The 22,419-nt window shown below is 54.8% G+C and carries 23 protein-coding genes; 20 read left to right on the forward strand and 3 right to left on the reverse strand.

All coding sequences use genetic code 11. From position 1 onward, the window contains the following. Positions 1 to 430: 430 nt before the first annotated feature. From ACKPCU_RS09740 to ACKPCU_RS09805, 14 genes are all read left to right on the forward strand, one after another. Positions 431 to 931 (forward strand): hypothetical protein, encoded by a 501-nt coding sequence (locus tag ACKPCU_RS09740; RefSeq protein ID WP_321346245.1) that lies wholly within the window; start codon positions 431 to 433, stop codon positions 929 to 931. Positions 932 to 1,038: 107 nt separating this feature from the next. Beyond that, a complete protein-coding gene (locus tag ACKPCU_RS09745; RefSeq protein ID WP_321346247.1) occupies positions 1,039 to 1,260 on the forward strand; it encodes a hypothetical protein in 222 nt (73 codons plus the stop codon). A 457-nt stretch (positions 1,261 to 1,717) separates the two neighbouring features. Next, on the forward strand, positions 1,718 to 2,548 hold the full coding sequence (locus tag ACKPCU_RS09750) for a restriction endonuclease (protein WP_321346249.1): 831 nt from the start codon (positions 1,718 to 1,720) through the stop codon (positions 2,546 to 2,548). A gap of 93 nt (positions 2,549 to 2,641) precedes the next feature. Further along, positions 2,642 to 3,379, forward strand: coding sequence for an SDR family NAD(P)-dependent oxidoreductase (locus ACKPCU_RS09755; protein WP_321346251.1), 738 nt, complete (start codon positions 2,642 to 2,644; stop codon positions 3,377 to 3,379). A gap of 89 nt (positions 3,380 to 3,468) precedes the next feature. Continuing rightward, positions 3,469 to 3,885: a hypothetical protein gene (locus ACKPCU_RS09760; protein ID WP_321346253.1), complete on the forward strand. Its 417-nt coding sequence runs from the start codon at positions 3,469 to 3,471 to the stop codon at positions 3,883 to 3,885. A 95-nt stretch (positions 3,886 to 3,980) separates the two neighbouring features. Continuing rightward, positions 3,981 to 4,289, forward strand: a complete 309-nt coding sequence (locus ACKPCU_RS09765) for a hypothetical protein (RefSeq protein ID WP_321346255.1) — start codon at positions 3,981 to 3,983, stop codon at positions 4,287 to 4,289. 107 nt (positions 4,290 to 4,396) lie between these two features. Further along, positions 4,397 to 4,804, forward strand: coding sequence for a hypothetical protein (locus ACKPCU_RS09770; RefSeq protein ID WP_321346257.1), 408 nt, complete (start codon positions 4,397 to 4,399; stop codon positions 4,802 to 4,804). Between the two features lie 143 nt (positions 4,805 to 4,947). Next, the gene (locus ACKPCU_RS09775) at positions 4,948 to 5,931 is read left to right on the forward strand and encodes a hypothetical protein (protein WP_321346259.1); all 984 of its coding nucleotides are present in this window, start codon (positions 4,948 to 4,950) and stop codon (positions 5,929 to 5,931) included. Positions 5,932 to 6,025: 94 nt separating this feature from the next. Further along, on the forward strand, positions 6,026 to 6,586 hold the full coding sequence (locus ACKPCU_RS09780; protein ID WP_321346261.1) for a hypothetical protein: 561 nt from the start codon (positions 6,026 to 6,028) through the stop codon (positions 6,584 to 6,586). An 18-nt stretch (positions 6,587 to 6,604) separates the two neighbouring features. Further along, positions 6,605 to 7,117, forward strand: coding sequence for a hypothetical protein (locus tag ACKPCU_RS09785; protein ID WP_321346263.1), 513 nt, complete (start codon positions 6,605 to 6,607; stop codon positions 7,115 to 7,117). Positions 7,118 to 7,675: 558 nt separating this feature from the next. Then, a complete protein-coding gene (locus ACKPCU_RS09790; protein WP_321346265.1) occupies positions 7,676 to 7,969 on the forward strand; it encodes a hypothetical protein in 294 nt (97 codons plus the stop codon). Continuing rightward, entirely contained in the window at positions 7,960 to 8,490 is a 531-nt protein-coding gene (locus tag ACKPCU_RS09795; RefSeq protein WP_321346267.1) for a hypothetical protein, read from the forward strand. The genes ACKPCU_RS09790 and ACKPCU_RS09795 overlap by 10 nt, the downstream gene beginning before the upstream one ends. Before the next feature lie 107 nt (positions 8,491 to 8,597). Beyond that, positions 8,598 to 9,056, forward strand: coding sequence for a GNAT family N-acetyltransferase (locus ACKPCU_RS09800; RefSeq protein ID WP_321346269.1), 459 nt, complete (start codon positions 8,598 to 8,600; stop codon positions 9,054 to 9,056). A 63-nt stretch (positions 9,057 to 9,119) separates the two neighbouring features. Further along, positions 9,120 to 9,557 (forward strand): hypothetical protein, encoded by a 438-nt coding sequence (locus tag ACKPCU_RS09805; RefSeq protein ID WP_321346271.1) that lies wholly within the window; start codon positions 9,120 to 9,122, stop codon positions 9,555 to 9,557. Between the two features lies 1 nt (position 9,558). On the opposite strand, the gene ACKPCU_RS09810 is transcribed toward ACKPCU_RS09805, so the two are convergent. Beyond that, positions 9,559 to 10,503, reverse strand: coding sequence for a helix-turn-helix domain-containing protein (locus ACKPCU_RS09810; RefSeq protein WP_321346273.1), 945 nt, complete (start codon positions 10,501 to 10,503; stop codon positions 9,559 to 9,561). Between the two features lie 210 nt (positions 10,504 to 10,713). On the opposite strand from ACKPCU_RS09810, the gene ACKPCU_RS09815 reads away from it, so the two are divergent. The 6 genes from ACKPCU_RS09815 (at position 10,714) to ACKPCU_RS09840 (ending at position 18,767) form a co-directional block, all read left to right on the forward strand. Next, positions 10,714 to 12,120, forward strand: coding sequence for an ethanolamine ammonia-lyase subunit EutB (locus ACKPCU_RS09815; protein ID WP_321346276.1), 1,407 nt, complete (start codon positions 10,714 to 10,716; stop codon positions 12,118 to 12,120). After that, on the forward strand, positions 12,117 to 12,962 hold the full coding sequence (gene eutC / locus ACKPCU_RS09820) for an ethanolamine ammonia-lyase subunit EutC (protein ID WP_321346278.1): 846 nt from the start codon (positions 12,117 to 12,119) through the stop codon (positions 12,960 to 12,962). The genes ACKPCU_RS09815 and eutC overlap by 4 nt, the downstream gene beginning before the upstream one ends. Positions 12,963 to 13,009: 47 nt before the next feature. Beyond that, positions 13,010 to 14,410 carry an ethanolamine permease gene (gene eat, locus ACKPCU_RS09825; RefSeq protein ID WP_321346280.1) on the forward strand — a complete coding sequence of 467 codons (1,401 nt, stop codon included), beginning with the start codon at positions 13,010 to 13,012 and terminating at the stop codon, positions 14,408 to 14,410. A 160-nt stretch (positions 14,411 to 14,570) separates the two neighbouring features. Next, on the forward strand, positions 14,571 to 16,271 hold the full coding sequence (locus ACKPCU_RS09830; RefSeq protein ID WP_104739669.1) for an Hsp70 family protein: 1,701 nt from the start codon (positions 14,571 to 14,573) through the stop codon (positions 16,269 to 16,271). Beyond that, positions 16,268 to 17,422, forward strand: coding sequence for a J domain-containing protein (locus tag ACKPCU_RS09835; RefSeq protein ID WP_321346284.1), 1,155 nt, complete (start codon positions 16,268 to 16,270; stop codon positions 17,420 to 17,422). Before ACKPCU_RS09830 ends, ACKPCU_RS09835 begins: the two co-directional genes overlap by 4 nt. A 151-nt stretch (positions 17,423 to 17,573) precedes the next feature. Further along, positions 17,574 to 18,767 carry an alpha/beta hydrolase gene (locus ACKPCU_RS09840; RefSeq protein WP_321346286.1) on the forward strand — a complete coding sequence of 398 codons (1,194 nt, stop codon included), beginning with the start codon at positions 17,574 to 17,576 and terminating at the stop codon, positions 18,765 to 18,767. Here the strand turns inward: ACKPCU_RS09840 and ACKPCU_RS09845 are convergent. Then, on the reverse strand, positions 18,737 to 20,065 hold the full coding sequence (locus ACKPCU_RS09845) for a sensor domain-containing protein (protein ID WP_321346288.1): 1,329 nt from the start codon (positions 20,063 to 20,065) through the stop codon (positions 18,737 to 18,739). The two genes, ACKPCU_RS09840 and ACKPCU_RS09845, sit on opposite strands and share 31 nt — an antisense overlap. Before the next feature lie 227 nt (positions 20,066 to 20,292). Continuing rightward, the gene (locus tag ACKPCU_RS09850) at positions 20,293 to 22,254 is read right to left on the reverse strand and encodes a methyl-accepting chemotaxis protein (protein WP_321346290.1); all 1,962 of its coding nucleotides are present in this window, start codon (positions 22,252 to 22,254) and stop codon (positions 20,293 to 20,295) included. Positions 22,255 to 22,419: the final 165 nt, after the last annotated feature.

Consider the following 22,419-nt stretch of genomic DNA (forward strand, 5'->3'; position numbering starts at 1 on the left):
CACAACTGGCGACGCGTCGAAGCATGAGTCTTGTGCCGTCGTCGGTTCCGAGCAGCGATGATGATATCGACTATCTGTCTGCGACACATGCCAACTAGGGTTTCGCCCTCGATGTCAGGCTATCAACTGGAGCTTTGGATACTTCCCCTCCGATTGGAACAACTACCGTGTCATCTACAGTGTCAAAGCCCGACTGATTGATTTGCGTAAGGAAAACGTGATTGCCGAAGCCTTTTGCGCTCGTGTTCCTGAACAGTCGCCGGCATCACTCTCCTGTCAACAGTTGGTGGGTAACCATGCAGCGAGATTGAAGCACGAGCTTCAGGTATCGGCGGAACACTGCGTCAAAAAGAGTTGAGCGAAAAGCTGCTTTGCCAACAAGGCGATTAAGCCAGCCTTTGCGCTGGTCTGTGCTCGACTGTGAGGGCAGATGAAGGATTGGCCCCGCGTTAATTGCGCTCTCAATCAAGGCCAGCTTTCGCTGGCTTTACTGGTGGACTGTGCCTTGGCTGGTACGGCAGTTGGGTACTACGTTTTCAGCTACCATGCCGACGTATTCATCGTCGTGCTTTTCCCTGAAGTTGCCGGTACGAATCCCTTTGATTCCGTAGGCTTCATTATGCGTGCTGGCGACTACCTGTATTGGCCTGCGTTCGGGGAGTTCGGCTGGTTTAGCTTGATAGAAATTTTCGCTTTACCTGGAACTGTGAAGCGGTTATTTTTCGAGAGTGGCAATGAGCCACTTTTAATAGGCCCAAGGATGGCGCGGATGTTTTCTTCTTTGACAGCACAATCGTGTGCACATTCTCCTCAAGACCGAGTTGTCGGGCTCGTTCGTTTTATCCTGTTGCCTTTGCTGTACCCGCCTCATTTTTGTGGTAAGCCTTTGCCGTTGCTGCTGCGATCTTTTCGTGTCGGCAACAGTCGGTAAAATATAACAAAACGTATGGCTAAATGATAAGCATAGTCATTATAGGCTTGCTGCGGATATGTATTTTTTTTTGGTAAGAAAATTGTATTTATATAAGGAATTTTGATATGGAAGTTGTTTTGTTTTTGGGAATGACTGCTGCGTGGATCTGGTCTGTGGCTAAAGGTGTTCAAGTATCTCTGCTGTGCGCAGTTTTGAATTTCCTGTTTCCACCAATATCGCAATTGGTTTACTCAATTTATGAGGAAAGTATGCGTGGACCACTATTCACTCTTCTTGCATTTGGAGGGTTGTTTTGGCTGACAGGCGGGATTAGCTCTGCGCCGTAATTGTCTTGTGATAGTGGACTACCCCCGCCCCAGTAGACATCGCTAGCCTATGTTTTGGACAATACCAGTGTTGGTTTTTTACACCAACCGACACCTGGTTTCTGCAGCCGAGAATAAAGTAGCACCTGCCTACTGAGGCGGAAGTCGGCATGGCCTCGTACCTACCGACTCCTTTTTTCCCTTGCTGTATCTAACCAGCGCACATGTTGCGCAAACGTTGGTTGCATGCGAGGCGGCTGCGCTGGGGCATCAGCGTTCTCGGGGTGGAGCAACGATGATGTTCATGTTCATCGCAATTGGCATCTGGTTTCTGCAACCGAGAATCAAACGCTTGCTGGTCGAAGCGGCCAATCGCTAAGCGCTGTCATGGTCGCTGCTTAGGAAAAGCTGCTTTACCTGACGCGATGATGGGATTAACGTCGCTATATGGCATTGAGCCAGTTTCAGGAGCCCAAGGATGGCGCGCAAACGTACCTCTGCTGTCGAAGATTTCATCGTCGTTCTGTCCCACCTGCCGTGGTGGACGAGCTTGCTGATCGCGCTGGTTAGCTGGCTGATTCTGCACCCCGTTGCCACCGCACCTGCACCACCCGCCGCGCTCAAACCGGGCGACATGGGGGGCATCCTCACCGCGCAGCTGTGGCGTACCCTCGCCATGTTTGGCCACTACCTGATCCCGTTCTGCTGCCTCCTCGGTGCCATCGGCTCGATTGCCGCACGCCGCAAACGCAAGCACCTATTCGACAGTGTCAAACCCGCCACCCAACCGGCCAGAACCATCGACGGCCTCAGCTGGCAGCAGTTTGAACAGCTGATCGGCGAAGCCTTCCGCAAACAGGGCTACAGCATCACCGAAACCGGCGGCAACGGCCCGGATGGCGGCGTAGATCTGATCCTGCGCAAGCACAACGAAAAATACCTGGTGCAATGCAAACACTGGCGCTCTTTGAAAGTCGGCGTGCCGGTGGTACGCGAATTCTTCGGCGCCATGGCCGCCGAGGGGCGCAATATCCAGCTGATCGACGGCGCAGGTCTCAAGCGCTTGATGGTCCGCCAAAATCCGACCACCCCAGTAGCAGTACCCGAACGACGCCAAGCAGAACCACAGCCCCAGGCACCAGCCGAGCCGCTTTCCAACCGCGATGGAATGCAGATCGACATGCCATACAGGTTTATTGAATGCACAAAATGTGGACGTCACGCTATTACAGCGGGTGTTGCAGGGTTGGCAGTAACCTATTGTTTTAAAATATTTTTTCAATCGATCGGCTTGAGCATGGAGTGGTGATATGAAGAAGTCACTGATATGCAATGATGAAGCCGTCGGTCCACTCAACTGTTAGATATCCGATCACCAAACATATACACAAGACTGAGATAAATGAAAAATAGAGTCGCATTAGTTACAGGTTCTACATCAGGAATAGGCAAAGCTATTGCCAACAGACTTGCTTCGGAAGGCTTTTCCGTCGTTTTTCATTCACGTTCATCTGTAGACGTCGGCCAGCGCTTAGCATCACAGCATGAAGGCGCTTCTTATTTTCAAGCTGACTTATCAAGTCAGGCTGAATCGAAAAGCCTAATTGAGAAAATTTCCTCCAAATACGGACGCCTAGATGTTTTAGTAAATAACGCAGCATTAACAGAGGTTATTGACCATTCAGACCTAAAGGCTGCCACCCCTGCAATATGGCGAATGCTCCATGAGGTTAATGTGATTTCTCCATGGACACTGATTTCAGAAGCTGAGCATTTATTGAAAAACTCTTCCTCTGAGGGGGCTACTAGCTGCATTCTTAATATCAGTTCGCATGCAGGCGTACGCCCCAAAGGAGCATCAATTCCTTATTCAGTAACTAAGGCTGCGCTCAACCATATGACTAAACTCCTGGCTTTGAATCTAGGGCCTGACATTAGAGTCAACGCTATAGCCCCAGGTTTAGTTCATACGCCCATGAGCAAAGACTGGGAAGCGGCCCGAGAACTTTGGGCAACCAAAGCTCCTATGAAACGGGGTGCAGAACCGGAGGAAATTGCTTATGTCGCAGGCATGTTAATCAACAGCTCCTATTTAACTGGTGAAATCGTGCTTTCAGATGGTGGGTTAAATTTAACGTGAAGAAAGCATCTAACAAATTGCAGCAGTTCGCGCCTGCGGCGCCGGACGCTCGTACCTCGCGCCGCTGTGCAAGGCGTTAGGAGGTAGCAGTGCTGACCCACGTTGAATTTCAATCGGCTGAATTCCCGCCTCTTGAAACAGAGTTTGAAGAGATAAACCCGGGCCGTTACGGAAAACGGCTGGCTGATTTTTTATTTGAGGGACTCAAGAATGAGGGTGAACCTGTCGAGGAGCCGATACCTGAGGATTGGGGCTGGGTAATTCCTATTGAAAATCCAGCTTTTAGTCTTTGGATAGGCGTGGGAAATTACGAAGAATATCCAAACGGGTTTTTGTGTTTTATAGAGCCTCACAAGGAGTTTGTGCGAAAGCTCTGGAAAAAAATCCCAACCAAGAACCGGATCGAAGAGTTGCAGCAGCGTATGGATCGGGTCCTCGGATCTACTGAAAAAGTTCATGAGCTAAAGTGGTGGACGCACGATGAATTTAATAGACCTGCCTCCTAACAAGTGCATTAAATCTGTTCCGGCCTGCGGCCTCCACCGGACGCCCTAGTCGGGCGCCGCTTATGCAAAGCGTTAGTTTTCAGAGCCAACTATCCATGAAGATTTTTCTGCTAGCTATGGCTTTTATCACGCTTTTATTTGGCATTGTTGCCGCGTACATGGTGTGGGGGTATGGATGGAAAGCGTCAACTAATCATGTTTTGGAATATCATAAATCTGAGAGGTCGGCGGCATATGGTGGGCGCAATGAGCGCGTTCCACTAGAGGTAGTCGGCACGATAGATCATGGGCGAGATGTGGCTGTACTTTATGACACCTATGGCAAGGATTATTGGGCCTGCTATGTCAGAACAACGGATCTTCGATTTGGCTGGGTACTTTGTACAGACCTTACAGCAAACTAACAACCGGCTGTTGTCGCCCCTTCGGGGCTAGGACGGCCTTTCCGCCGCTTTGCGGCTACAAGCCCGCCCCAAAGCCGGGCGTTAGGCGTACATAAAAGGAGAGATCAGTGCCGATTTCAGATGTAGTATTCCTCGAAGGAAATGACCCTGAGGAAGTGGTAAATAGTGAAGATCCGTATTTATACGGCAAGTGGTTTAACGCCAAAAATATCGACATGATCCCGCTATCCCAGCTTGGTGAATTTCTAGGTGTCTCTTCATATAAGGAGCTAATGAAAGGGTTTCAGCCTGTTCATCCACCGGAAGGGGAATCCTTCATTTTGTCTTTCCCTGAAGCGCTTCAGGATAAGATTAAGAATCTGAATGATGATGAAATATCTGAAGTAATTGGCAGGTGGTCAGAAATTGAAGAATTTCATGGTGCTCCTGAGGAGCCACTGAGGCAGTATTTGGAAGGCTTGCGCGATTTCCTGAATGAAAACTCAGGTTACGCGAACTTGTTCCTATCAATCTAGGCGTCAGTGCCTAACAAGGTGGTGCAGTGGAGCCAGCTACGCTCCGCATTTTTTATGGTATAGCTTCGCTCTTTTTACCATAAAAAATACTCCACTACGCTGGCCCACTGACCACGGCGTTATAACTCTTCAAGGAAACTACGGTGACAGAAACAAAAGAAGAAGAACGAGATTATCGTGAAAGCGTAGAAAGGCCTGAAATCTTTAAATTAATGTTTAGCACCAAGTTTATTTTTGGTGCAATTCTTATTTATGCAGGTATAGGCATTCCGTTTTTGTTGAAAACTCAATCGGATATTACAGCTTTGTTTAAAGAGTTTGGGCCTACGACTCTTGGGGTATTGGTCGCTTTTATCGGCGTTACAATGGCATTTTCAGAAATGAACAGGGTAAAGCGTTTGAGGCGAGAGGATCGATTTGTAGACGTTGATGAAAGCAGGGGTAGTGAAGAGTATAAGTTTCAAAAGAGAATTCTTAATGAGCTGAATTCGTTAAAGGCCAAATCAGACGGCCTTTCCCCAGAAGGGGTTGAAGATATAGTGTCAAAAATGATTGAGGCTAAAGCGATAGATCAGGAGAGTATGTATGATTCATTTGAAGATTACTTTAATGAAATTCGTCGAGTACTATTAGAGCAAGCACATACATCAGATAAAAAAGCATCCATACTTCTTGACAAGGGAACAGCTTATTCAAAGGGTGGAATAACCTTCTTCATTTCATCTATTATCGCATGGCAAATTTTGGCTTGGCTGACAGAATTTCAAGAGCAGTATATTTACGGAATAATTTCTTGCTCACTTCTTTTTATATTTATTGAGTTTCTCGCTGCCTGGTTTTTAAAGCAGTATCGTCATTTTGTAGATACATCTACCTATCACATCAAAGTGAAATCCATATTTGATAAATACATGATGTCCTATCTCGCCATCAAGAGTTTAAGTGGCAGTGAAGGGAGTGAAGAGGCCAAATATCAAGCGATGTTAAAAATTCTAGAAGAAGAAATAAAGTGGCCAGAAACGTACCTACTAAAAAGTGGCGATGTCAGTTTTGCAAAAGAAGCGCTAGAAACTATGACTCATTTTGCTAAAGCTATGAGGTCGGAAGCCAAGAATCAAGGTAAGTAAATGTACCGTTATAACAAGCGCATGTTGTCGGACTGGTTTTCCGCTGCGCTCCAAACCAGCCGCAAATGCGGGCGTTATGCGGCTGAGGAGAGTCATGGTCTTCGATAACTATTTCTTTTTGCTTCCTGTATACCGACTAGGCGAAGAAAAATACTATTCAGCAATGGAGGCCGACTTTGAAAAACAATGCTCAGCAGTTTGGACCGATGATTTTCGTCAGAGTAATCCAGACCTAGTTACTGGATGGCAAAGCAGCCATCGCGACTCATATGGAGGTGCCTGGGAATTTAATGAAATAATGGGATATATAAAACTCTACTTCATGGGCACCCAAGTCCGAGGCGAATATTGGGGCACGATTCCGAAGCGCAAAGTCAGAACTAGAAAGAAACAATTTGAATACAAGACCCACAAACTAGCTGCTGAGAAAGAAATTAGAGAAGAAACCAATGATGGAATATTAAAAGCTGTAAGTGAATACATCGCGGACTGCCAGCGCGAGCTCAAGGGGCGGCATATAGACCTTAGAGAATTTAACGCGTTAAAGGACTGCTTAGATTGGACATCCATCGTCATATCTAAAAATACCATCCCGATAAAGCGCCGCATAAAAAGGCGCTTAAGTAGTGGGGCGCCGCAAAGCGGCGTCCCTTAGCGCGGCGTTAGGCACATCATGAAGAAATTACTACTATTAAGCATCGTAATTTTTGTATCCGGTTGTACGCACTTGTACAAGATGCACTCATACAAAGATGTAGAGGTTGAATTAGAGGCTGGACTGTTAGCTGTGAGCTACTCATCCGGGCGGTGGGTTAAAATAAGCAAAGACCCGGAAATTACGGAGCTTTCCGAACCATTTACATTTAGGGTTGTGCTACTAACCGATGGATTGGAGGGTGAAAAAGTCAGAATCAATGTTCATGAGATTTCCGGCGTAGCTAAAGGCTGGAGTACTTATGATTTGAATGTTGATGAATTTACGGAGCCAACGTATTACAAGGGGCGCAAAGAAAAATCTGTAGGGGTGGCGGGCTTAATCAAAGGCGTAACCAGTGGTTATAGTGAGTTTTCAATTACCTTCGAAGTGATTTATGGTGATAAATCCGAGATGAAAACTATAAAAATGCTCCCTGTCCACTGGGAGGAAAGAAGAAATAATTGGTTTGACGGAATAATGAGCGTCTAATGCCTAACAAGTTTGTAAGCAGGACATTTTTTGCTACGCTCCGTTTTGCGGTGGCTTCGCCACTATGCCGCAAAACTACACTATACAAAAAACGCCTGTTACAAAGGCGTTAAATGCCCATCTTTGGAGAGTTTGGTGCTAGTGATATATAGAATTAGTCTTCTGTGGGCAGTGTTCGTCCTAGCAGGGGCGGCGGTATTTGTCGCTTCAAACCTCGTCTTGCTGGCTCCTGGAATGGGGAATGGAGGAGCTTTTCTGGCAGCTCTTAGTTTGGGCGCTGTTTTATTGGCTTTAATCATTGCTACTCCATTAGCATGGTTTGCCGCAGGTGTGTCCTTCGTATGGCAGGATGCTATGCCCGAGGGGTGTTTCTATCATTATTGGATGCCCATTATTGTGGCTCTTCCTGGTACCTCACTATTGGTCGTAGCGGCATGGTTAAGCATTTAAGAGGCGGCTGTTGTCGCCCCTGCGGGGCTGGGACGGCCTTTCTGCCGCTCCGCTGCTATAAGTCGTCCCGTAGTTTATGGCGTTATGTACTAATGCAAGGAATATGCAGTGATCAATCATGAAGACGAGTGGCGGCAGCTGAAGCGAAATCGCCTTATGACTCAAGTCATAGGTGTGCCAGGCGCAATCTTAGTGGGCCTTGGAATGTATGGCGTTTCCCTTGGTGAGGGTGGTGGCTTTCACCCAATTCTCAATGATCTGCATAATTGCTATGCGATGCTCGTAGTTGGCGGGCTTGCTTGTGTGTGGGAGGCAGTTGCGCTTTTCAAGATAAAAAAAACAGGAAGAGCTCCTACGCAATATTTAGCGATATGGCAAGACGGCTCGCAAGCTTGCTTATAGAGACGGTGGATGAATTTTGCTCGGCGCCGGCGGTTGCTTGGTGTGTGGTTTTTGATGTTCTTCTTTTAATTATGACGTTAAGTGAGATGGGATTTATGAAGATTTTTTTGAGTTTTTTGTTGCTTGCTTTGTTGGCGGGGTGTGCGTCGACTAATCATGTCCAAATGGGGGTGAATGAGCTGGATCGCTCTAGTCACTCTGTCATTATTGCTGATACAGATCGGTCACATGGCATCTTTTCCGGGCTTGACTATCGAATGTATTTTGTTTCTTTGGATGATGAGGATCTTTTCGATATTAGGCGCAACGAATTTTATCCAGAGACTTTGTCTGTTACTCCTGGGGTTCATAAAGTTGTTGTTCAGTTGGCATACAGGAACTGGCGCGCGTACGGCTGTCTGCTGATGGACTCTGAAGCGGGAAAAAGTTACATCGTAAAACGAGAAATAGGCAGTTACTCGGTCCGATTTTGGGGCGAGGACATCAATGGTGGTGACCCGGTTGGGGTGCCTTGTGAATAGCAGACGTGCATAAAGCGTTTAACCGATGTTTTGGCGCGTGAGGTTTCGCAGCGAAAGGGGCACTGAATATGTGTAGTACGAATGGCGCATGCACGTTTATTCGCTCCATGGCTCTGGGAGACATCAACTCAGCAGCTCAGGTACATCGCCTCGCCTTTGTTCGTCAAAAATTATCGGCCGAATGGCTCACCACAACGCTTAACGCCTATCCACGCTTTCTCTGCTACGTCGCAGAGGTTGAGCGCAGGATTGTGGGTTACATCCTTTGGGCGCAGAAAAGCGGGTTCCGCGATCAGGTGGTGCTGGAGCTGGACCAGATCGCGGTGCTGCCGGCGCGGCATGGTGAGGGGATTGGTCGGGCGTTGATTGATCGGTCGTTGCCGCTGGTGAAGGCAGCGTTGGCGCAGCAGGGTTTGACGTTGAAGCACATTATCGTTAACACCCGGGCCGATAATCATGCGCAGAAGCTATACAGCGACGCATTGGGAGCGGAAGTGGTTGCGACTATCAGTGATCTGTATTCCGCTGATGAAGTATTTATGGTGGCGAGGAACAGCAGGTTGTAGAAGCGCGCCGCGGCTCAGATGGTCGAGGTACGTTTTTAATGGACAGAGTCGAAAGGATGCTTGATGTGTCGCTTTAATCTTGGTTTAACGGTCTGTGCATCTATTGCCTGCTGCTTAGGTATGCTCTGGTGTTTGTCCACAGGTGCGTGGTCCAGCATCGACGGCAATGCGTTGATTGCTGTGTTTATTGGGGCGGGGTTGACGTCGGTAATCTATGGTTTGGCGTTAATTCGCTTGCGCGGCGTGGTGATGGCGTACGCTTGGGTGTTGGTTGCCTACCTTTTCAGTGTCGCGCTTGGAGCAATCTTTGCCGGTCTATTGGGAGTCATCCCTTATGTGATGGAGGTTGAGCCGGTTTCGTTGCTTGGCGCACTGGATTATCTCTGGATTAGCGCCGCAGTGACGGGCCTGCCCATGCTCGGAATTACTGCTTTCACGTTCTACTGCATGGCGCGAAGGCGTCGTGCTGCGTTGAGTATGGCGCTGAGCGGAGGCGTTTGAGCTACTGACTCCGCTTCACCGTCTCCGACGGATTCTCACCAAACAACGCTTTGTAATCCCGCGCAAACTGCCCCGGGTGCCAGAAGCCGCTGTCTGCCGCGATGACGGCGATGGGGCTGGTTTGTTGCGGGTCGCTGAGGGCGCGGCGAACGCGGTTGAGGCGGGCGCTGCGCAGGAACTGTAGCGGGCTGATGCCGAGGATGCTTTCGAAGCTGTATTGCAGGGTGCGACGGCTGACGTGTACGCGCTCGCAGAGTTCGGGGATGCTGAGCGGTGCGTCCGGGTGATCGGCCAGATAGGTTTTGACCTGTTCGACTACCTTGCGCCGATGCGCGTAGCTGGGCGCTGCTGACGGTTGGGCGGCATTGGCGACCAGTTCCAGCAGGGCCTGGCTGGCGAGTTGTTGCTGGTGTTCGCTGTCGAGCCCGAGGGCGCCGCGGTAGAGCACCTGCTCCAGCAGGCCGCGGACTTGGTCGAGCTGCTCCTGCGGTACGGTCAGGCGCGGGCTGTGTTCGAGTGATTGCAGGTCCAGCGTGCGTTCTTCACGTTCGGCGGCGCGCAGTAACATCTCTTCCTTGATGACGATGCCGTAGATGTCGAAGGCATCTGGCGTCATTAACTCGAAGTCGCGGCTACCGGGGCGGCACATCAGTTGATCGCTGCCGACCTCTAGGCCGTTGATGCGGCAGTCCGCAGCGTGGGCGGGAATACCCAGCCAGAGTGCGTCTTTCCAAACGTTGCATTGCTGCCGCAGGGAGCGGTTGGTGTGCTCCTTGAACAGCTGGCAGCCGTCCAGAGCGACTTCATCTATTCGCCCATAGAAGCATCCGCCGCCCAACTGGTCGTATTCCTGCTGCCAGTTGGTCAGGTTGTGGGCGTGTTCGTCGGCGTCCTGTGCCTCACGTGTGCTCCTTGCTGGTGCGTTGTGCTCCGTTATGGGCTGCATTGACGAGCGCTCGCGTGTTCGATTGACGGCATCCTAGCGCAGGATTTGCGGGCGGAATATGGCACGAAGGGCGTAAATCGGCTGCCTTATTCACTTTTGCCAAATCTTGATAGTCCGCTGGAACGGGTATGGCTTGTATTTCAGGCATCTGTCGCTGCTTCGCGCATCTTGCGCGACATTCGCAGCAATTTGCATGCCTGAGGTAACACGATGACGCATTCTTACCGTTACACGCTGGGCAGCCGAACGTTCGGCTTCCGCGATCTGGCCGAGCTGATGGCCAAGGCCACGCCGCAGCGCTCCGGCGATCGGCTGGCTGGCGTTATCGCGCTGTCTGCCGAGGAGCGCGCGGTCGCGCAGATGGCGCTGGCCGAGGTACCACTGAAGACCTTTCTGAACGAGGCGCTGGTGCCCTATGAAGCGGACGAAATCACCCGGCTGATTATCGACGAGCACGACCCGGCGGCGTTTGCGCCCATATCGCACCTGACCGTCGGGGACTTTCGCAACTGGCTGCTGAGCGACCACGCGACCCCGGAGGTGCTGCAATCGATTCGTGCGGGTGTGACGCCGGAGATGGCCGCGGCGGTGAGCAAGATCATGCGTAATCAGGATCTGATTTTGGTCGCCAAGAAGTGTCATGTGACCACCGCGTTCCGCAACACCATCGGTTTGCCGGGCAGATTGTCGACCCGTTTGCAGCCGAATCACCCGACTGATGATGTGAATGGCATCGCCGCCAGCATTCTCGATGGGCTGCTCTACGGTAACGGTGATGCGGTGATTGGTATCAACCCTGCTACCGATAACGTGGCGCAGGCGATCAAATTGATGAAGCTGATGGGCGAGGTGATCGAAAAATACGAGATCCCGACCCAATCCTGCGTGCTGACTCACGTGACCAATACCATCGAGTGCATCGAGGCCGGGGCGCCGGTTGATCTGGTGTTCCAGTCGATTGGCGGAACCGAGGCGACCAACAGCAGCTTTGGTTTCAACCTGGCAACTCTAGCCGAGGCGCAGCAGGCGGCCTTGAGTTTGCAACGCGGTACCGTTGGCAACAACGTGATGTATTTCGAGACAGGGCAGGGCAGCGCGCTGTCGGCGAATGCCCATCATGGACTGGATCAGCAGACCTGCGAGGCCCGCGCTTATGCCGTGGCGCGAAAGTTCCAGCCGCTGCTGGTCAATACCGTAGTCGGCTTTATTGGTCCGGAGTACCTGTTTGACGGCAAGGAAATTATCCGCGCCGGGCTGGAAGATCACTTCTGCGCCAAGCTGCTCGGCGTGCCGATGGGCTGCGACGTCTGCTATACCAACCACGCCGAAGCCGATCAGAACGACATGGACAACCTGCTGACCCTGCTGGGCGTGGCAGGCTGCTCCTTCGTGATGGGCATCCCCGGCTCGGACGACATCATGCTCAATTACCAGACCACTTCATTTCATGACGCGCTGTATGCGCGCCGTGCGCTGGGGCTGAAGCCGTCGCCGGAGTTCGAACAGTGGCTGACCCGCATGCAGATCATGCGCGATGCCGACCGCCACATTCTGCACGACGCACTGCCTGAGCCCTTTGCCCGCTCACTCAAGGCGTTGCCGGGAGGCAGAGCATGAGTTCGTCAAATGACAAAACCCGCAACCAGCCGGGTGCGGTGGTCGAGAACCCCTGGCGTCGGCTGCGCGAATTTACCGATGCGCGTATCGGTCTGGGGCGCGCAGGGATCAGCCTACCGACCAGCGAGCTGCTGGCGTTTCAGCTGTCCCACGCGCAGGCCCGTGATGCGGTGCATCTGCCGCTGGATATCGACGCCCTCTGTAGTGAGCTGGCTGCTGACCCGCAGTTGGCTGCGCTGGGTGAGCCGATGCGCCTGCACAGTCAGGCGACTGATCGCATGACCTATCTGCAGCGCCCGGATCTGGGGCGCCTGCTGGACGATGCCTCACGCGAGCAATTGGTCGAACTGGGCTGCGACAAGCCGAGCGATCTGGCCATCGTGATTGTGGACGGCCTGTCATCCCGCGCAATTGCGCAGAACGCAGTGCCGTTTCTGCAGCGTTTTATGGGGCTGTTGGCCGGCGAGTTGCCGGAGTGCTCACTGGCGCCGCTGACCATCGTTGAGCAGGGCCGCGTGGCCGTTGGTGATGACGTGGGCGCGTTGTTGAACGCGCGCGCGGTATTGCTGCTGATTGGTGAGCGTCCAGGTCTGAGTTCGCCGGACAGTCTTGGCCTTTACTTGACCTGGTCACCCAAACCGGGGCTGACCGATGCATCACGCAACTGTATTTCCAACGTGCGGCCGGCGGGGCTGCCGCATGTCGAGGGGGCCAAACGGGCGTTGTATCTGTTGCGTGAGGCGCAGCGGTTGAAGCTCTCGGGGGTCAACCTCAAGGATCGCACCGAAGACGCGGTTATCGAATACGGCGGCAGCGGTCGCAATTTTCTGGTTTCCGAGTGACGTCGGGGAGGCGTCATTCACATCTGCAACACTACTGAGGATCTCTCATGTCTAACGACCATCAGGCGTACCTTGCCAAACGGCAACTCAAGCGCGGGACTGCGGGCTGGATTCTGCTCGCCGGGCTTGGCGTCTCTTATGTTATTTCCGGCGATTTTGCCGGCTGGAACTTCGGCATCGCGCAGGCGGGCTGGGCAGGCTTTGCGATTGCCGCAGTGCTCATGGGGTTGATGTATCTGACCCTGGTGCTGTCGCTGGCGGAAATGTCGGCGGCCATTCCGGCTGCGGGTGGTGGTTACAGCTTTGCCCGGCAGGCGATGGGGCCTACCGGTGGCTTTCTAACCGGTCTGGCGGTGCTGATTGAATATGCGCTGGCGCCGGCGGCCATCGTTATCTTCATTGGTTCGGCGGTGGAAGCGCTGCTCGGCTTCAACGGTCCGTGGGTCTACGCAATCTTCTATCTGGTATTCGTCGGCATTCACCTGGCGGGTGTGGGTGAAGCGTTAAAGGTAATGATGGTGATCAGCGGTCTGGCGGTATTCGCCATCGTTGCCACCGGCGTGGCGCTGGTGATGCACTTTGACATCAACAACCTGTTCGACATCGCCATGACCGACGCCAACGGTGCCAGCGAGCTGCTGCCGCTGGGCTGGTACGGTGTGTGGGCGGCGCTGCCGTTTGCCATGTGGCTGTTCCTGGCTGTCGAAGGCGTGCCGCTGGCGGCTGAAGAAGCCAAGGACCCGGGCAAGGACGTGCCCAAGGGCATCATCGGTGCCATGGTCTTTCTGCTGTTTACTGCCTTGATGGTTGTGGTGCTGGTGCCCGGCGCCGCCGGGGCGCAAGCCATGGGCGAAAGCGCGGTACCGCTGGTGGATGCGCTGAACGCAACCGGTAACGCCAGTCTGGCTACACTGGTCAACGTACTGGGTCTGGCAGGTCTGGTCGCCTCGTTCTTCTCGATCATCTACGGCTACAGCCGTCTGGTATTCGCCCTGTCACGCGCCGGTTATTTGCCCAAGTCGCTGTCGCTGACCACCGAGCGCAAGGTGCCAGCACGTGCGCTGATTGTGCCGGGTATCTTCGGCTTTATCGCCTCGCTGAGCGGTGAGGGTGATCTGATGCTGGCGATGGCGGTTGTCGGTGCGACCGTGTCTTACGCACTGATGGCGCTCAGTCACATCCTGCTGCGTGTTAAACAGCCTGAGCTGCCACGCCCGTACAAAACTCCGGGCGGTGTGGTGACCTCGGGTATCGCGCTGGTGCTGTCACTGATTGCACTGACCGGCGTGTATGCCTTCGACCCGCGCGCGTTTTTCTTCACCATGGGGCTGTTCGTGATCGGCGCTGCGTACTACTTCGGATACAGCCGCAAGCATCTGGTTGCCAAGTCGGCCGACGAAGAGTTTGCCATGCTGGCTGAGGCTGAATCGGATCTGGCTGCTGCCTGATAACAGCTCGGAGTGGGACCGCAAAGGCCGCCTTCGGGCGGTTTTTGTGTGTGTTTCTGTCAGGGCGGCGATGCCGGCCAAGGCATATTCAGGCTCTGTTCCTGCTGCAAGCGCTCTGTATATACTGGCCCCAAAAAACGCCAACAGAAGGAATTGGGGCATGGCCGTTGTAGGGATAGATCTGGGTACCACAAACAGCTTGGTTAGTGTCTGGCGTGACGACAAGAGCATCATTATTCCCAATGCGCTTGGCGAGCTGTTGACTCCGTCGGTGGTCAGCGTTGATGACAACGGCATGGTCATGGTTGGTCGCGCCGCCAAAGACAGGCTGGTCACCCATCCGGAGCAGACCGCCGCTCAATTCAAGCGCCTTATGGGGACCAGCGAAAAGGCGACTCTGGGCAAACGCCAGTTCAGCGCCGAGGAGCTCTCCGCGCTGGTGCTCAAACAGCTGAAGGCCGATGCCGAAGTCTATCTTGGAGAGTCGGTAGACGAGGCAATCATCAGCGTCCCTGCCTACTTCAATAACCACCAGCGCACTGCCACTTTGAACGCCGCCCGTCTGGCGGGTCTGAAGGTGGAACGGTTGATCAACGAGCCGACGGCCGCCGCGTTGGCATACGGCATTCAGGAGAATGAAGAAGAATGCCGTTTCATTGTCATCGATCTGGGTGGCGGTACGCTCGACGTTTCCATTCTCGAAAAGTTCGAAGACCTGCTCGAAGTGCACGCCACCAGCGGCGACAGCTTTCTTGGCGGTGAAGACTTTACCGCAGCGATGCTGGGTGCCGTATGTGAGCAGATCGGCTATGAGCGTCAGGCGCTCAGCAGGGAAGAGCGGGCGCATTTGTATCGTGTCTGTGATGAGGCCAAGAAGGCGCTGGCCGATCAGCAAGAAGTGCCGTTGGTCGTCAGCCTGGGAGGCAAGGAGCACCGCCTGGTGTTCACCCGTGAGGCTTTTGTGCAGGCGTGCAGCGTATTGCTCGATCGGATTCGCGGACCAGTAGAACGGGCGGTGCTGGACGCCGGTATGAACCGCGAGGATTTTGACGAGGTCATTCTGGTCGGCGGCGCAACCCGTATGCCTGTTGTGCGCAGTCATGTGGGCCGCCTGTTCGGCCGCATTCCCGCGACAACCATCGATCCTGACCTGGTGGTCGCTATGGGGGCCGCCGTTCAGGCCGCACTTAAAGAGCGTAACGCCAGTTTGCGCGATACGGTGCTGACAGACGTCTGTCCGTTCTCATTGGGCATCGAGGTGTCTAAAGAGGTGGGCGACCAGCGCTCTTCAGGCTTCTTCAGTGTGATTATCCCGCGCAATACGGTGATCCCGACTAGCCGCATGGACCGCTTCTACACGGTTGCCGACAACCAGCGTGTGGTTAATCTGTCGGTGTATCAAGGTGAGCAGCGGATGGTGCGCAACAACGTAAAAATTGGCGAGCTGATAGTCCAGGTGCCCGGCGCCAGGGCGGGTGAGGAGGCCGTCGATGTGCGTTTCACCTACGACATCAACGGTGTGCTGGAAGTGCAGGCAGGGGTCGTTAGCACAGGCATGCGCAGCAGCCTGGTGATCCAGAACACGACCAGCGAAATTGACGAGCAAACCCTGGCCAAGTTGCTCAAGGATATGGAGAAGCTCAAGTTTCACCCACGGGAAGACAGCGCCAATATTACCTTGATGGGAGAGGCCGAGCGGATGTGGGCGGAGGCGCTCGGTGATGAGCGTAACTATCTGGAGGAGTTGATTCAGTACTTTGAAGCCGCAATGGACTCACAGGATCTGCAGCGTTGCGCCGACGCGCGTGGGCTGGTCGAGCAGCGTCTGGCAGAGCTGCGGGCCAGCAGGGGGCGCTGGTGAGCTGCTGGGAGACGCTCGGCGTCGAACCCTACAGTGATCTGCGGACCATCAAGCGTGCCTATGCGAGGCAGCTGAAAGAGGTGCATCCGGAAGAGCATCCGGAGCAATTCATGGCGTTGCGTGAGGCTTACGAAACGGCGCAAGGGCTCACCGCCAGGGCAGCCCCGATCAATGTCCACTCGCGCCTTCCGATCAGCGAAGAAAACAACGCATCAGAACAGCCCGTCGTGCCGCCAGCGCCCGATGTCCGGCAGCAGGCAAAGGTCGATCAGGAGCGCCTTGCGATTGCTGAGAACGAAGCCTTTGCCCGGCGAATGCAGACGCTGGCCGAGGCATTTCAGGACCTGCTGCAAGACGCCCAGAGACGCAACGACCTGGGTAACTGGCAAGCGCTTTTAGGTACCCCGGAGCTCTCTAATCTGGATATTCGATTGCGTCACGGAGCCTTGCTGCTGCCTGCACTGATTCAATTGTTCTCAGATAAGCAGCAGCAACCGCTGCCCGCAGATGTGCTTGTGCTATTGGACGACAGTTTCCACTGGACTCAGGATCAGTGCATCACCTTGCCCGTGTCGGAAGAGTCAATGCAGAGGTTCTGTTTGCTGTTGGCGGCTGCTCGCAACAGTATTGTCAGCACACCACCCCGAACCGGATGGAAATGGTTCTTCAAGGCCATGTTCGCCACGGGCGGGCGTTTGAGCCGTACCGAGTTTTTTGTCGGCCTGGCTCTCACGGGCGCCATCGTGTGGTTGATTGGATTAGCCGGTTTCTGGATTTTGCCCAGAGACCGTTTTACTGCGTTGGGTACAGGGTTGACGCTGATGCTGGTGTACGTTCTGGTGAATGCTTACTGCAAGCGCATAGCCGACTCCGGCAGTAACGTTGTTCTGGTACTGATCATCGGCATCTTCTTGCCATTTGTTTACCTTTTTTATGCTTTTGGTAGTCCGGAAAAAGGCTGGAGCAACAGCAACCCCCGGACCCCCTTTGTTGATCCACTCGTCATAGCGGTAAACACGTTGTTTCGTGGGGGCTTCCGTCACACTGGCTTGCAGCGGTCGCGGCGTTTTTTCATGAGCATGACGCCGTCCCTGACTTGGGGCATGCTGGCGATTTTCAGCGCTGCAGTCTTGGCGGCGCTGCTCGTGTGAGTTGGTAACTTGCCTTGGGCTCAATTCATTTTGCCAATGTCGTTAAATTCGCTTGGTTCACCCTGTCTGCCTGACGGTTGCCATGTCTGGGCGGGCTCGCTAGGTTGAGGCTTTCCTCGCCTTCATAACGACTAAAACAAGAAGAAGCGCCATGCCCGAATTCAATGCCCGCGCGGTCAGCGATGCTGCCCGCGCCGCGATGCTGGCACAGTTGCCGCCAGGTATTCGCTCCCGCCAGATTAACAACGGCAATGGTTTGAACGTCCACATCCTCGAGGCTGGCTATGAACAGCCCGGGCGAGAATGCGTGCTGTTGCTGCATGGCTTTCCGGAGCTGGCGTTCAGTTGGCGTAAGGTGATGTTGCCGCTGGCGAGAGCCGGATACCACGTGGTGGCTCCCGATCAGCGTGGCTACGGCATGACCGAAGGCGGTGATGCGCGTTACGACGGCGACATCAGCCAGTACGGGTTTCTCAATCTGGTGCGCGACGCGCTGGGGCTGGTGTTTGCGCTGGGCTATGACGCGGTTGCGGCGGTGGTCGGCCACGATATAGGTTCGCCGGTTGCTGGCACTTGCGCACTGACGCGTCCGGACGTGTTCCGCTCGGTGGCATTGATGAGTGCACCCTATCCTGGGCCTGTCAGTTACCGCTTTGATGGGCAGAACGGAGCGTATGCGGCTGCGCAGCTGCACGCTGATCTGGCCGCGCTCACCCCGCCGCGGCTGCATTACCAGCGTTATTTCTGCCAGCCCGATGCCAATGCGCACATGCTGGCGTGTGAGCAGGGACTGCACGACTTTCTGCGCGCCTATTTTCACATGAAGAGCGCTGACTGGGCGGGCAATCAGCCCGCGCCTTTGGCGTCCGCCAGCGCTGAAGATCTGGCTAACATGCCGACTTATTACATCATGGAGCAGGGCAGGACTATCGCCGAAACGGTTGCCGCTGAGATGCCGTCGCAGGCGCAGGTTGAGGCCTGCAACTGGCTGAGCGACGCTGAACTGGCTGTCTATGCGGCTATCTTTGCTGACACTGGCTTGCAGGGTGGGCTGCAGTGCTATCGCTCGCTGGGCTCGGCCGCCGCGCAGGCGGAGATGCTGCTGTTTGCGGGGCGGCAGATTACGGTGCCATCTTGTTTTATTTCCGGTGCAAGTGACTGGGGTACCTATCAGAGCCCCGGCGCGCTGGAGCTGATGCAGCGCCGTGTGTGCACCGACATGCGCAGCGTCGATCTGGTTGCCGGAGCGGGGCACTGGGTGGAGCAGGAGCAGCCTGCGGTAGTCGCTGAGAAACTGCTAGGCTTCCTCGCGAGTCAGGCTGGGTCATTCGGGAAAAAGGCGTAACCGGCGCCGCCGTTGCGCTTGGCTGCGAACATCGCGTTGTCGGCATGATGCATCAGCTGGCGTTCGCTTTGGCCGTGCTCGGGGTAGACCGCGATGCCGACGCTGGGTGTGCAGGTCAGGGAATGCCCTTCAATCAGGAAGGGCGACCCTAGATTGCTGAGGATCTTTTTCGCCACGCTGGCGGCGTCCTGCCGTTGCCGAATGCTGTCGAGCAAGACTGCAAACTCATCGCCACCCAGACGGCCGCAGCTGTCGGACTCGCGCACGCTCTGGCGCAACCTGACTGCAACCTGTTGCAGCAGGTGGTCGCCAACGGCATGGCCGTAGGTGTCATTGATCTGCTTGAAGCTGTCCAGGTCGAGATACAGCACAGCCAGTTGCCCGCCACCGCGCTGTGCGCGCATCAGGGCGCCCTGCAGGCGATCCATGAACAGCGCGCGATTGGGCAACTGCGTCAGTTGGTCGTGCTGGGCGAGGAAGGAGAGTTTTTCGTGGGCGCGGTGCCGGTTGATGGCCGTGGCCAGTTGACTGGCGACAAAATTCAGAAACTCGGTGTCTCGTGCGCTGAAGTCTGGATTACTCCGCCGACTTCGTATGGTGAGTGCGCCGATGGGGGTACCGTCGTGCAGCAGCAGTACGCAGAGTTGATGCGATTGCCCGCTTTTTTCCGGCTTGGCGGTGGACTGTGGATATGAGCGAATCGTTCGCGCTAATGACGGATAAGCGGCAAGTGGAGCAGGCCGAGGCGCCGTCAGACCGTCCCCAGCATGGTATGGAAAGCTCAGTTGATCATGCTCAGCATCATAGAGTGCAACTGAAAAGGCCTGGACTGGCAGCTGCTGGGCTATCAGGCAGTGCATGCGCTGGTAGAGTGCGGGCAGCGTCTCTGCCGAGTGCGCTGCTGCCGACACCGCATACACTGCGGCCTGTCTGGCCTCGGCCTGTTTCCGTGCCGTGATGTCACGGGCGACGCCAACGCGCACCTGTTCAGCCTCGAACCATTGGGTTGACCACATGATGTAGACAATATGGCCCTGTTTGTGGACGTAGCGGTTTTCGTGGTCGCCCGAGGGCTGGCCGGCGGTAATGCGTTCGACGATCTGCCGGGTGGCCTCCCGATCATCCGGGTGCATCAACTCGAAGGTCGTGCGGCCAATCAGTTCTTCCGGCGTATAGCCAAACACCCGTTCGCTGGCTGCGCTAACGGATAAAAAGCGTCCCTCCTTGTTTACGACGCAGACGACATCCAGCAGCAAATCCAATAGCTTGTCGTGGGGAATCGGGGGAGCTGGGATCATGCCGCTCAATATAGTGGCAGAGTGCCTTGGCCTGCTACCGTGCGCTGATGTTTTTTTCGATCCTGAACGCGGAGCCCCGACAGGGACCGACCAATAATATGTGCCTGCGCCTACCAGGCACCGTCTGAGGCTGCCTCGCCACGGGCGGCGTGCGGTCTCGCACGAGAGTCACGGGCTGCATAGGCAATATCAACGGCATGACCAATGCAACCTGTGCTGATTACCCGTCAGGCGATTTTGAAGCGGCTCACCAGCTGCTGTTGCTGAGCTGCCAGCCGTGCCAGCTCACGGCTGGTGCTCGCTGTCTGCTCTGCACCTGCGCTGACCTGTATCACCAGATCGTTTATGTCGTTGACATTCCGGTTGATCTCTTCTGATACGAGGCTTTGCTCCTCAGCGGCAGACGCGACCTGAATGTTGCGATCGCTGATGCTGGCGATCCCTTCAGCGATGGTTTCCAGCAAATCGCCAGCCTTGACTACGTTACTGGCACCCGATTCGGCTTTGCTCAGGGTTTCCCTCATGGAGTTGGCTGCGCGATCAGATCCGCTTTGCAGGTTACTGATCATGTGCTGAATGCTGACAGTGGACTCTTGGGTTTTTTGCGCCAGTTGCCGTACCTCATCGGCGACCACTGCGAAACCGCGTCCCTGATCACCTGCCCGAGCCGCTTCGATAGCGGCATTGAGCGCCAGCAGATTGGTCTGCTCGGCGACGCCACGGATCACGTCGATGACCGAGGAAATGGCGTCGCTCTCTTTCTTCAGTTCCTGAATCAGCTGGGCAGTCTCGGCGGCCTGCGAGGACAGCCCCTGTACCAGCCGGACCGTGTTCACAATCTCCGCCTTGCCTTGCGCGGTTGTATCGTTAACCTGCCGCGACATTTCGGCTGCTTCTGTCGTGCTGCAGGCGACATCGCGTACCGTCGCGCTCATCTGGTTGATAGCAGTGGCAACCTGGTCAGTACCCTGGCGCTGCTGGGCGACGTTCTGGCTGGTTTGCATGGCGACAGATGAGCTTTGCTCAGCCGCTGTCGCTACCTGCGTCGCGGCGCTGCCTATGTCCTGGATCACGTCCCTGATGTGCTGTACCACGTTGTTGAGGTTGGCCGCGATCTTGCCAAACTCGTCGCTGCCTTGGTAACGCGATTGTGCGGTGAGGTCGCGCCCGGCGAGTGCGATCAGGGTGTCATTGAGGTCACTGACGCCTGAATTGATATTGCGAATGATCAGATAAGTCAGTGACGCCACGGCGATAATGACCACCAGCAGGGCTGCCACCGCCAGCCAGACATTTCGGAGTGCGGCCTTGTGGTCTTGAACTGCCAGTTGATTTACCTGCTGGCCAAGCTCCTCCTCGATCCGCCCCATCAGATCAATCCGCTCGGTCGACAGTTTGAACCAGTCCTGAGGCTTCATACCAAGGGCCTCACCAATTGGTGTTTCGACGGCAAGGCGCTGCCGGCTTGCCACTTGCTGTGAGACAGGTAGCTGCATTATCTCTTCGAGTTCGGTTTTCAGTTCCGCCGGGGCGCGGCGTTCGAAGGCATCCAGATAAACGCCAAACTCGCCCAGGTTTTTGCTGAAGCGTGTCAGCAGCTCAACATCGAAGCTGTTCTGCGCGAAAGCCATGCCAAGCAGCGCACGTTCCCGGCCGGCGCGTTCCTTCATTTCGACAAATTCGTTGAGCCCGCTGAGTAGGCGCAGGAGTTCGGGGTCGTTTATGTTCGCTTCCAGGGCCTGTGTGTAGTCGATCAGGAGGTTGATTGTCGCCGTATAGCGAGCCCCTGATTCACGGCCATTAAGGCTCAAGGCGTTAACTTGGTCGCGCAGACCGGGCAGCGTCTCAAGCGCGCGTAATGTTTCACTCATGAGTGGTGTTTGCTGATTAACCCGCGAGCGCATCTGGCGAATGGCTTCATCGCTGTCGTCGCGAAACGCGCCAAGCTCATCGCGCATGGCGGCGCCACGGCTACTGATGAACACGCCGCTCGCGCCGCGCTCGCGTTGCAGGGTGGTGATCACCTGACTGATTTCCAGTGCCTCAGCGCTGGCCTTGGTGGCTAGACTCATCTCACGCAGCGTTTGGTACTTGTCTGAAACGTAGATGCTGGAAAAGGCCAGAAAGCCCAACACAGGTAATACCAGTATGAGTAGAAGTTTCGTCCGGAGCGGAATATTGCGGAGCATTGCTTTGCGCCTCGTGTTCTTGCCATGGTGCTGAACACCTAGCACCGTGGTGGTTCCTTGAGTCTTGCGTTCCGAAAACACTAAGTTAAAGCGTAGACCCAGATGGCGATTTCATGGCAACAGTCGCGCATTCAGCGCTTCCTTCCGGCTCGCCGGGTGTATCTG

It is taken from the genome of Halopseudomonas oceani (assembly GCF_963677335.1).
GTDB classification, from domain to species: domain Bacteria; phylum Pseudomonadota; class Gammaproteobacteria; order Pseudomonadales; family Pseudomonadaceae; genus Halopseudomonas; species Halopseudomonas oceani.

Excerpts from the sequence above, each read along its gene's own strand:
- ACKPCU_RS09765 (WP_321346255.1), top strand. The coding sequence starts at position 3,981 with ATGAAGATTTTTCTGCTAGCTATGGCTTTTATCACGCTTTTATTTGGC.
- ACKPCU_RS09805 (WP_321346271.1), top strand. The coding sequence starts at position 9,120 with ATGTGTCGCTTTAATCTTGGTTTAACGGTCTGTGCATCTATTGCCTGC.
- ACKPCU_RS09845 (WP_321346288.1), bottom strand. The coding sequence starts at position 20,065 with ATGATCCCAGCTCCCCCGATTCCCCACGACAAGCTATTGGATTTGCTG.
- ACKPCU_RS09810 (WP_321346273.1), bottom strand. The coding sequence starts at position 10,503 with ATGCAGCCCATAACGGAGCACAACGCACCAGCAAGGAGCACACGTGAG.
- ACKPCU_RS09780 (WP_321346261.1), top strand. The coding sequence starts at position 6,026 with ATGGTCTTCGATAACTATTTCTTTTTGCTTCCTGTATACCGACTAGGC.
- ACKPCU_RS09755 (WP_321346251.1), top strand. The coding sequence starts at position 2,642 with ATGAAAAATAGAGTCGCATTAGTTACAGGTTCTACATCAGGAATAGGC.
- ACKPCU_RS09785 (WP_321346263.1), top strand. The coding sequence starts at position 6,605 with ATGAAGAAATTACTACTATTAAGCATCGTAATTTTTGTATCCGGTTGT.
- ACKPCU_RS09830 (WP_104739669.1), top strand. The coding sequence starts at position 14,571 with ATGGCCGTTGTAGGGATAGATCTGGGTACCACAAACAGCTTGGTTAGT.
- ACKPCU_RS09815 (WP_321346276.1), top strand. The coding sequence starts at position 10,714 with ATGACGCATTCTTACCGTTACACGCTGGGCAGCCGAACGTTCGGCTTC.
- ACKPCU_RS09850 (WP_321346290.1), bottom strand. The coding sequence starts at position 22,254 with ATGCTCCGCAATATTCCGCTCCGGACGAAACTTCTACTCATACTGGTA.
- eutC (WP_321346278.1), top strand. The coding sequence starts at position 12,117 with ATGAGTTCGTCAAATGACAAAACCCGCAACCAGCCGGGTGCGGTGGTC.
- ACKPCU_RS09840 (WP_321346286.1), top strand. The coding sequence starts at position 17,574 with ATGCCCGAATTCAATGCCCGCGCGGTCAGCGATGCTGCCCGCGCCGCG.
- ACKPCU_RS09745 (WP_321346247.1), top strand. The coding sequence starts at position 1,039 with ATGGAAGTTGTTTTGTTTTTGGGAATGACTGCTGCGTGGATCTGGTCT.
- ACKPCU_RS09800 (WP_321346269.1), top strand. The coding sequence starts at position 8,598 with ATGGCTCTGGGAGACATCAACTCAGCAGCTCAGGTACATCGCCTCGCC.
- eat (WP_321346280.1), top strand. The coding sequence starts at position 13,010 with ATGTCTAACGACCATCAGGCGTACCTTGCCAAACGGCAACTCAAGCGC.
- ACKPCU_RS09740 (WP_321346245.1), top strand. The coding sequence starts at position 431 with ATGAAGGATTGGCCCCGCGTTAATTGCGCTCTCAATCAAGGCCAGCTT.
- ACKPCU_RS09750 (WP_321346249.1), top strand. The coding sequence starts at position 1,718 with ATGGCGCGCAAACGTACCTCTGCTGTCGAAGATTTCATCGTCGTTCTG.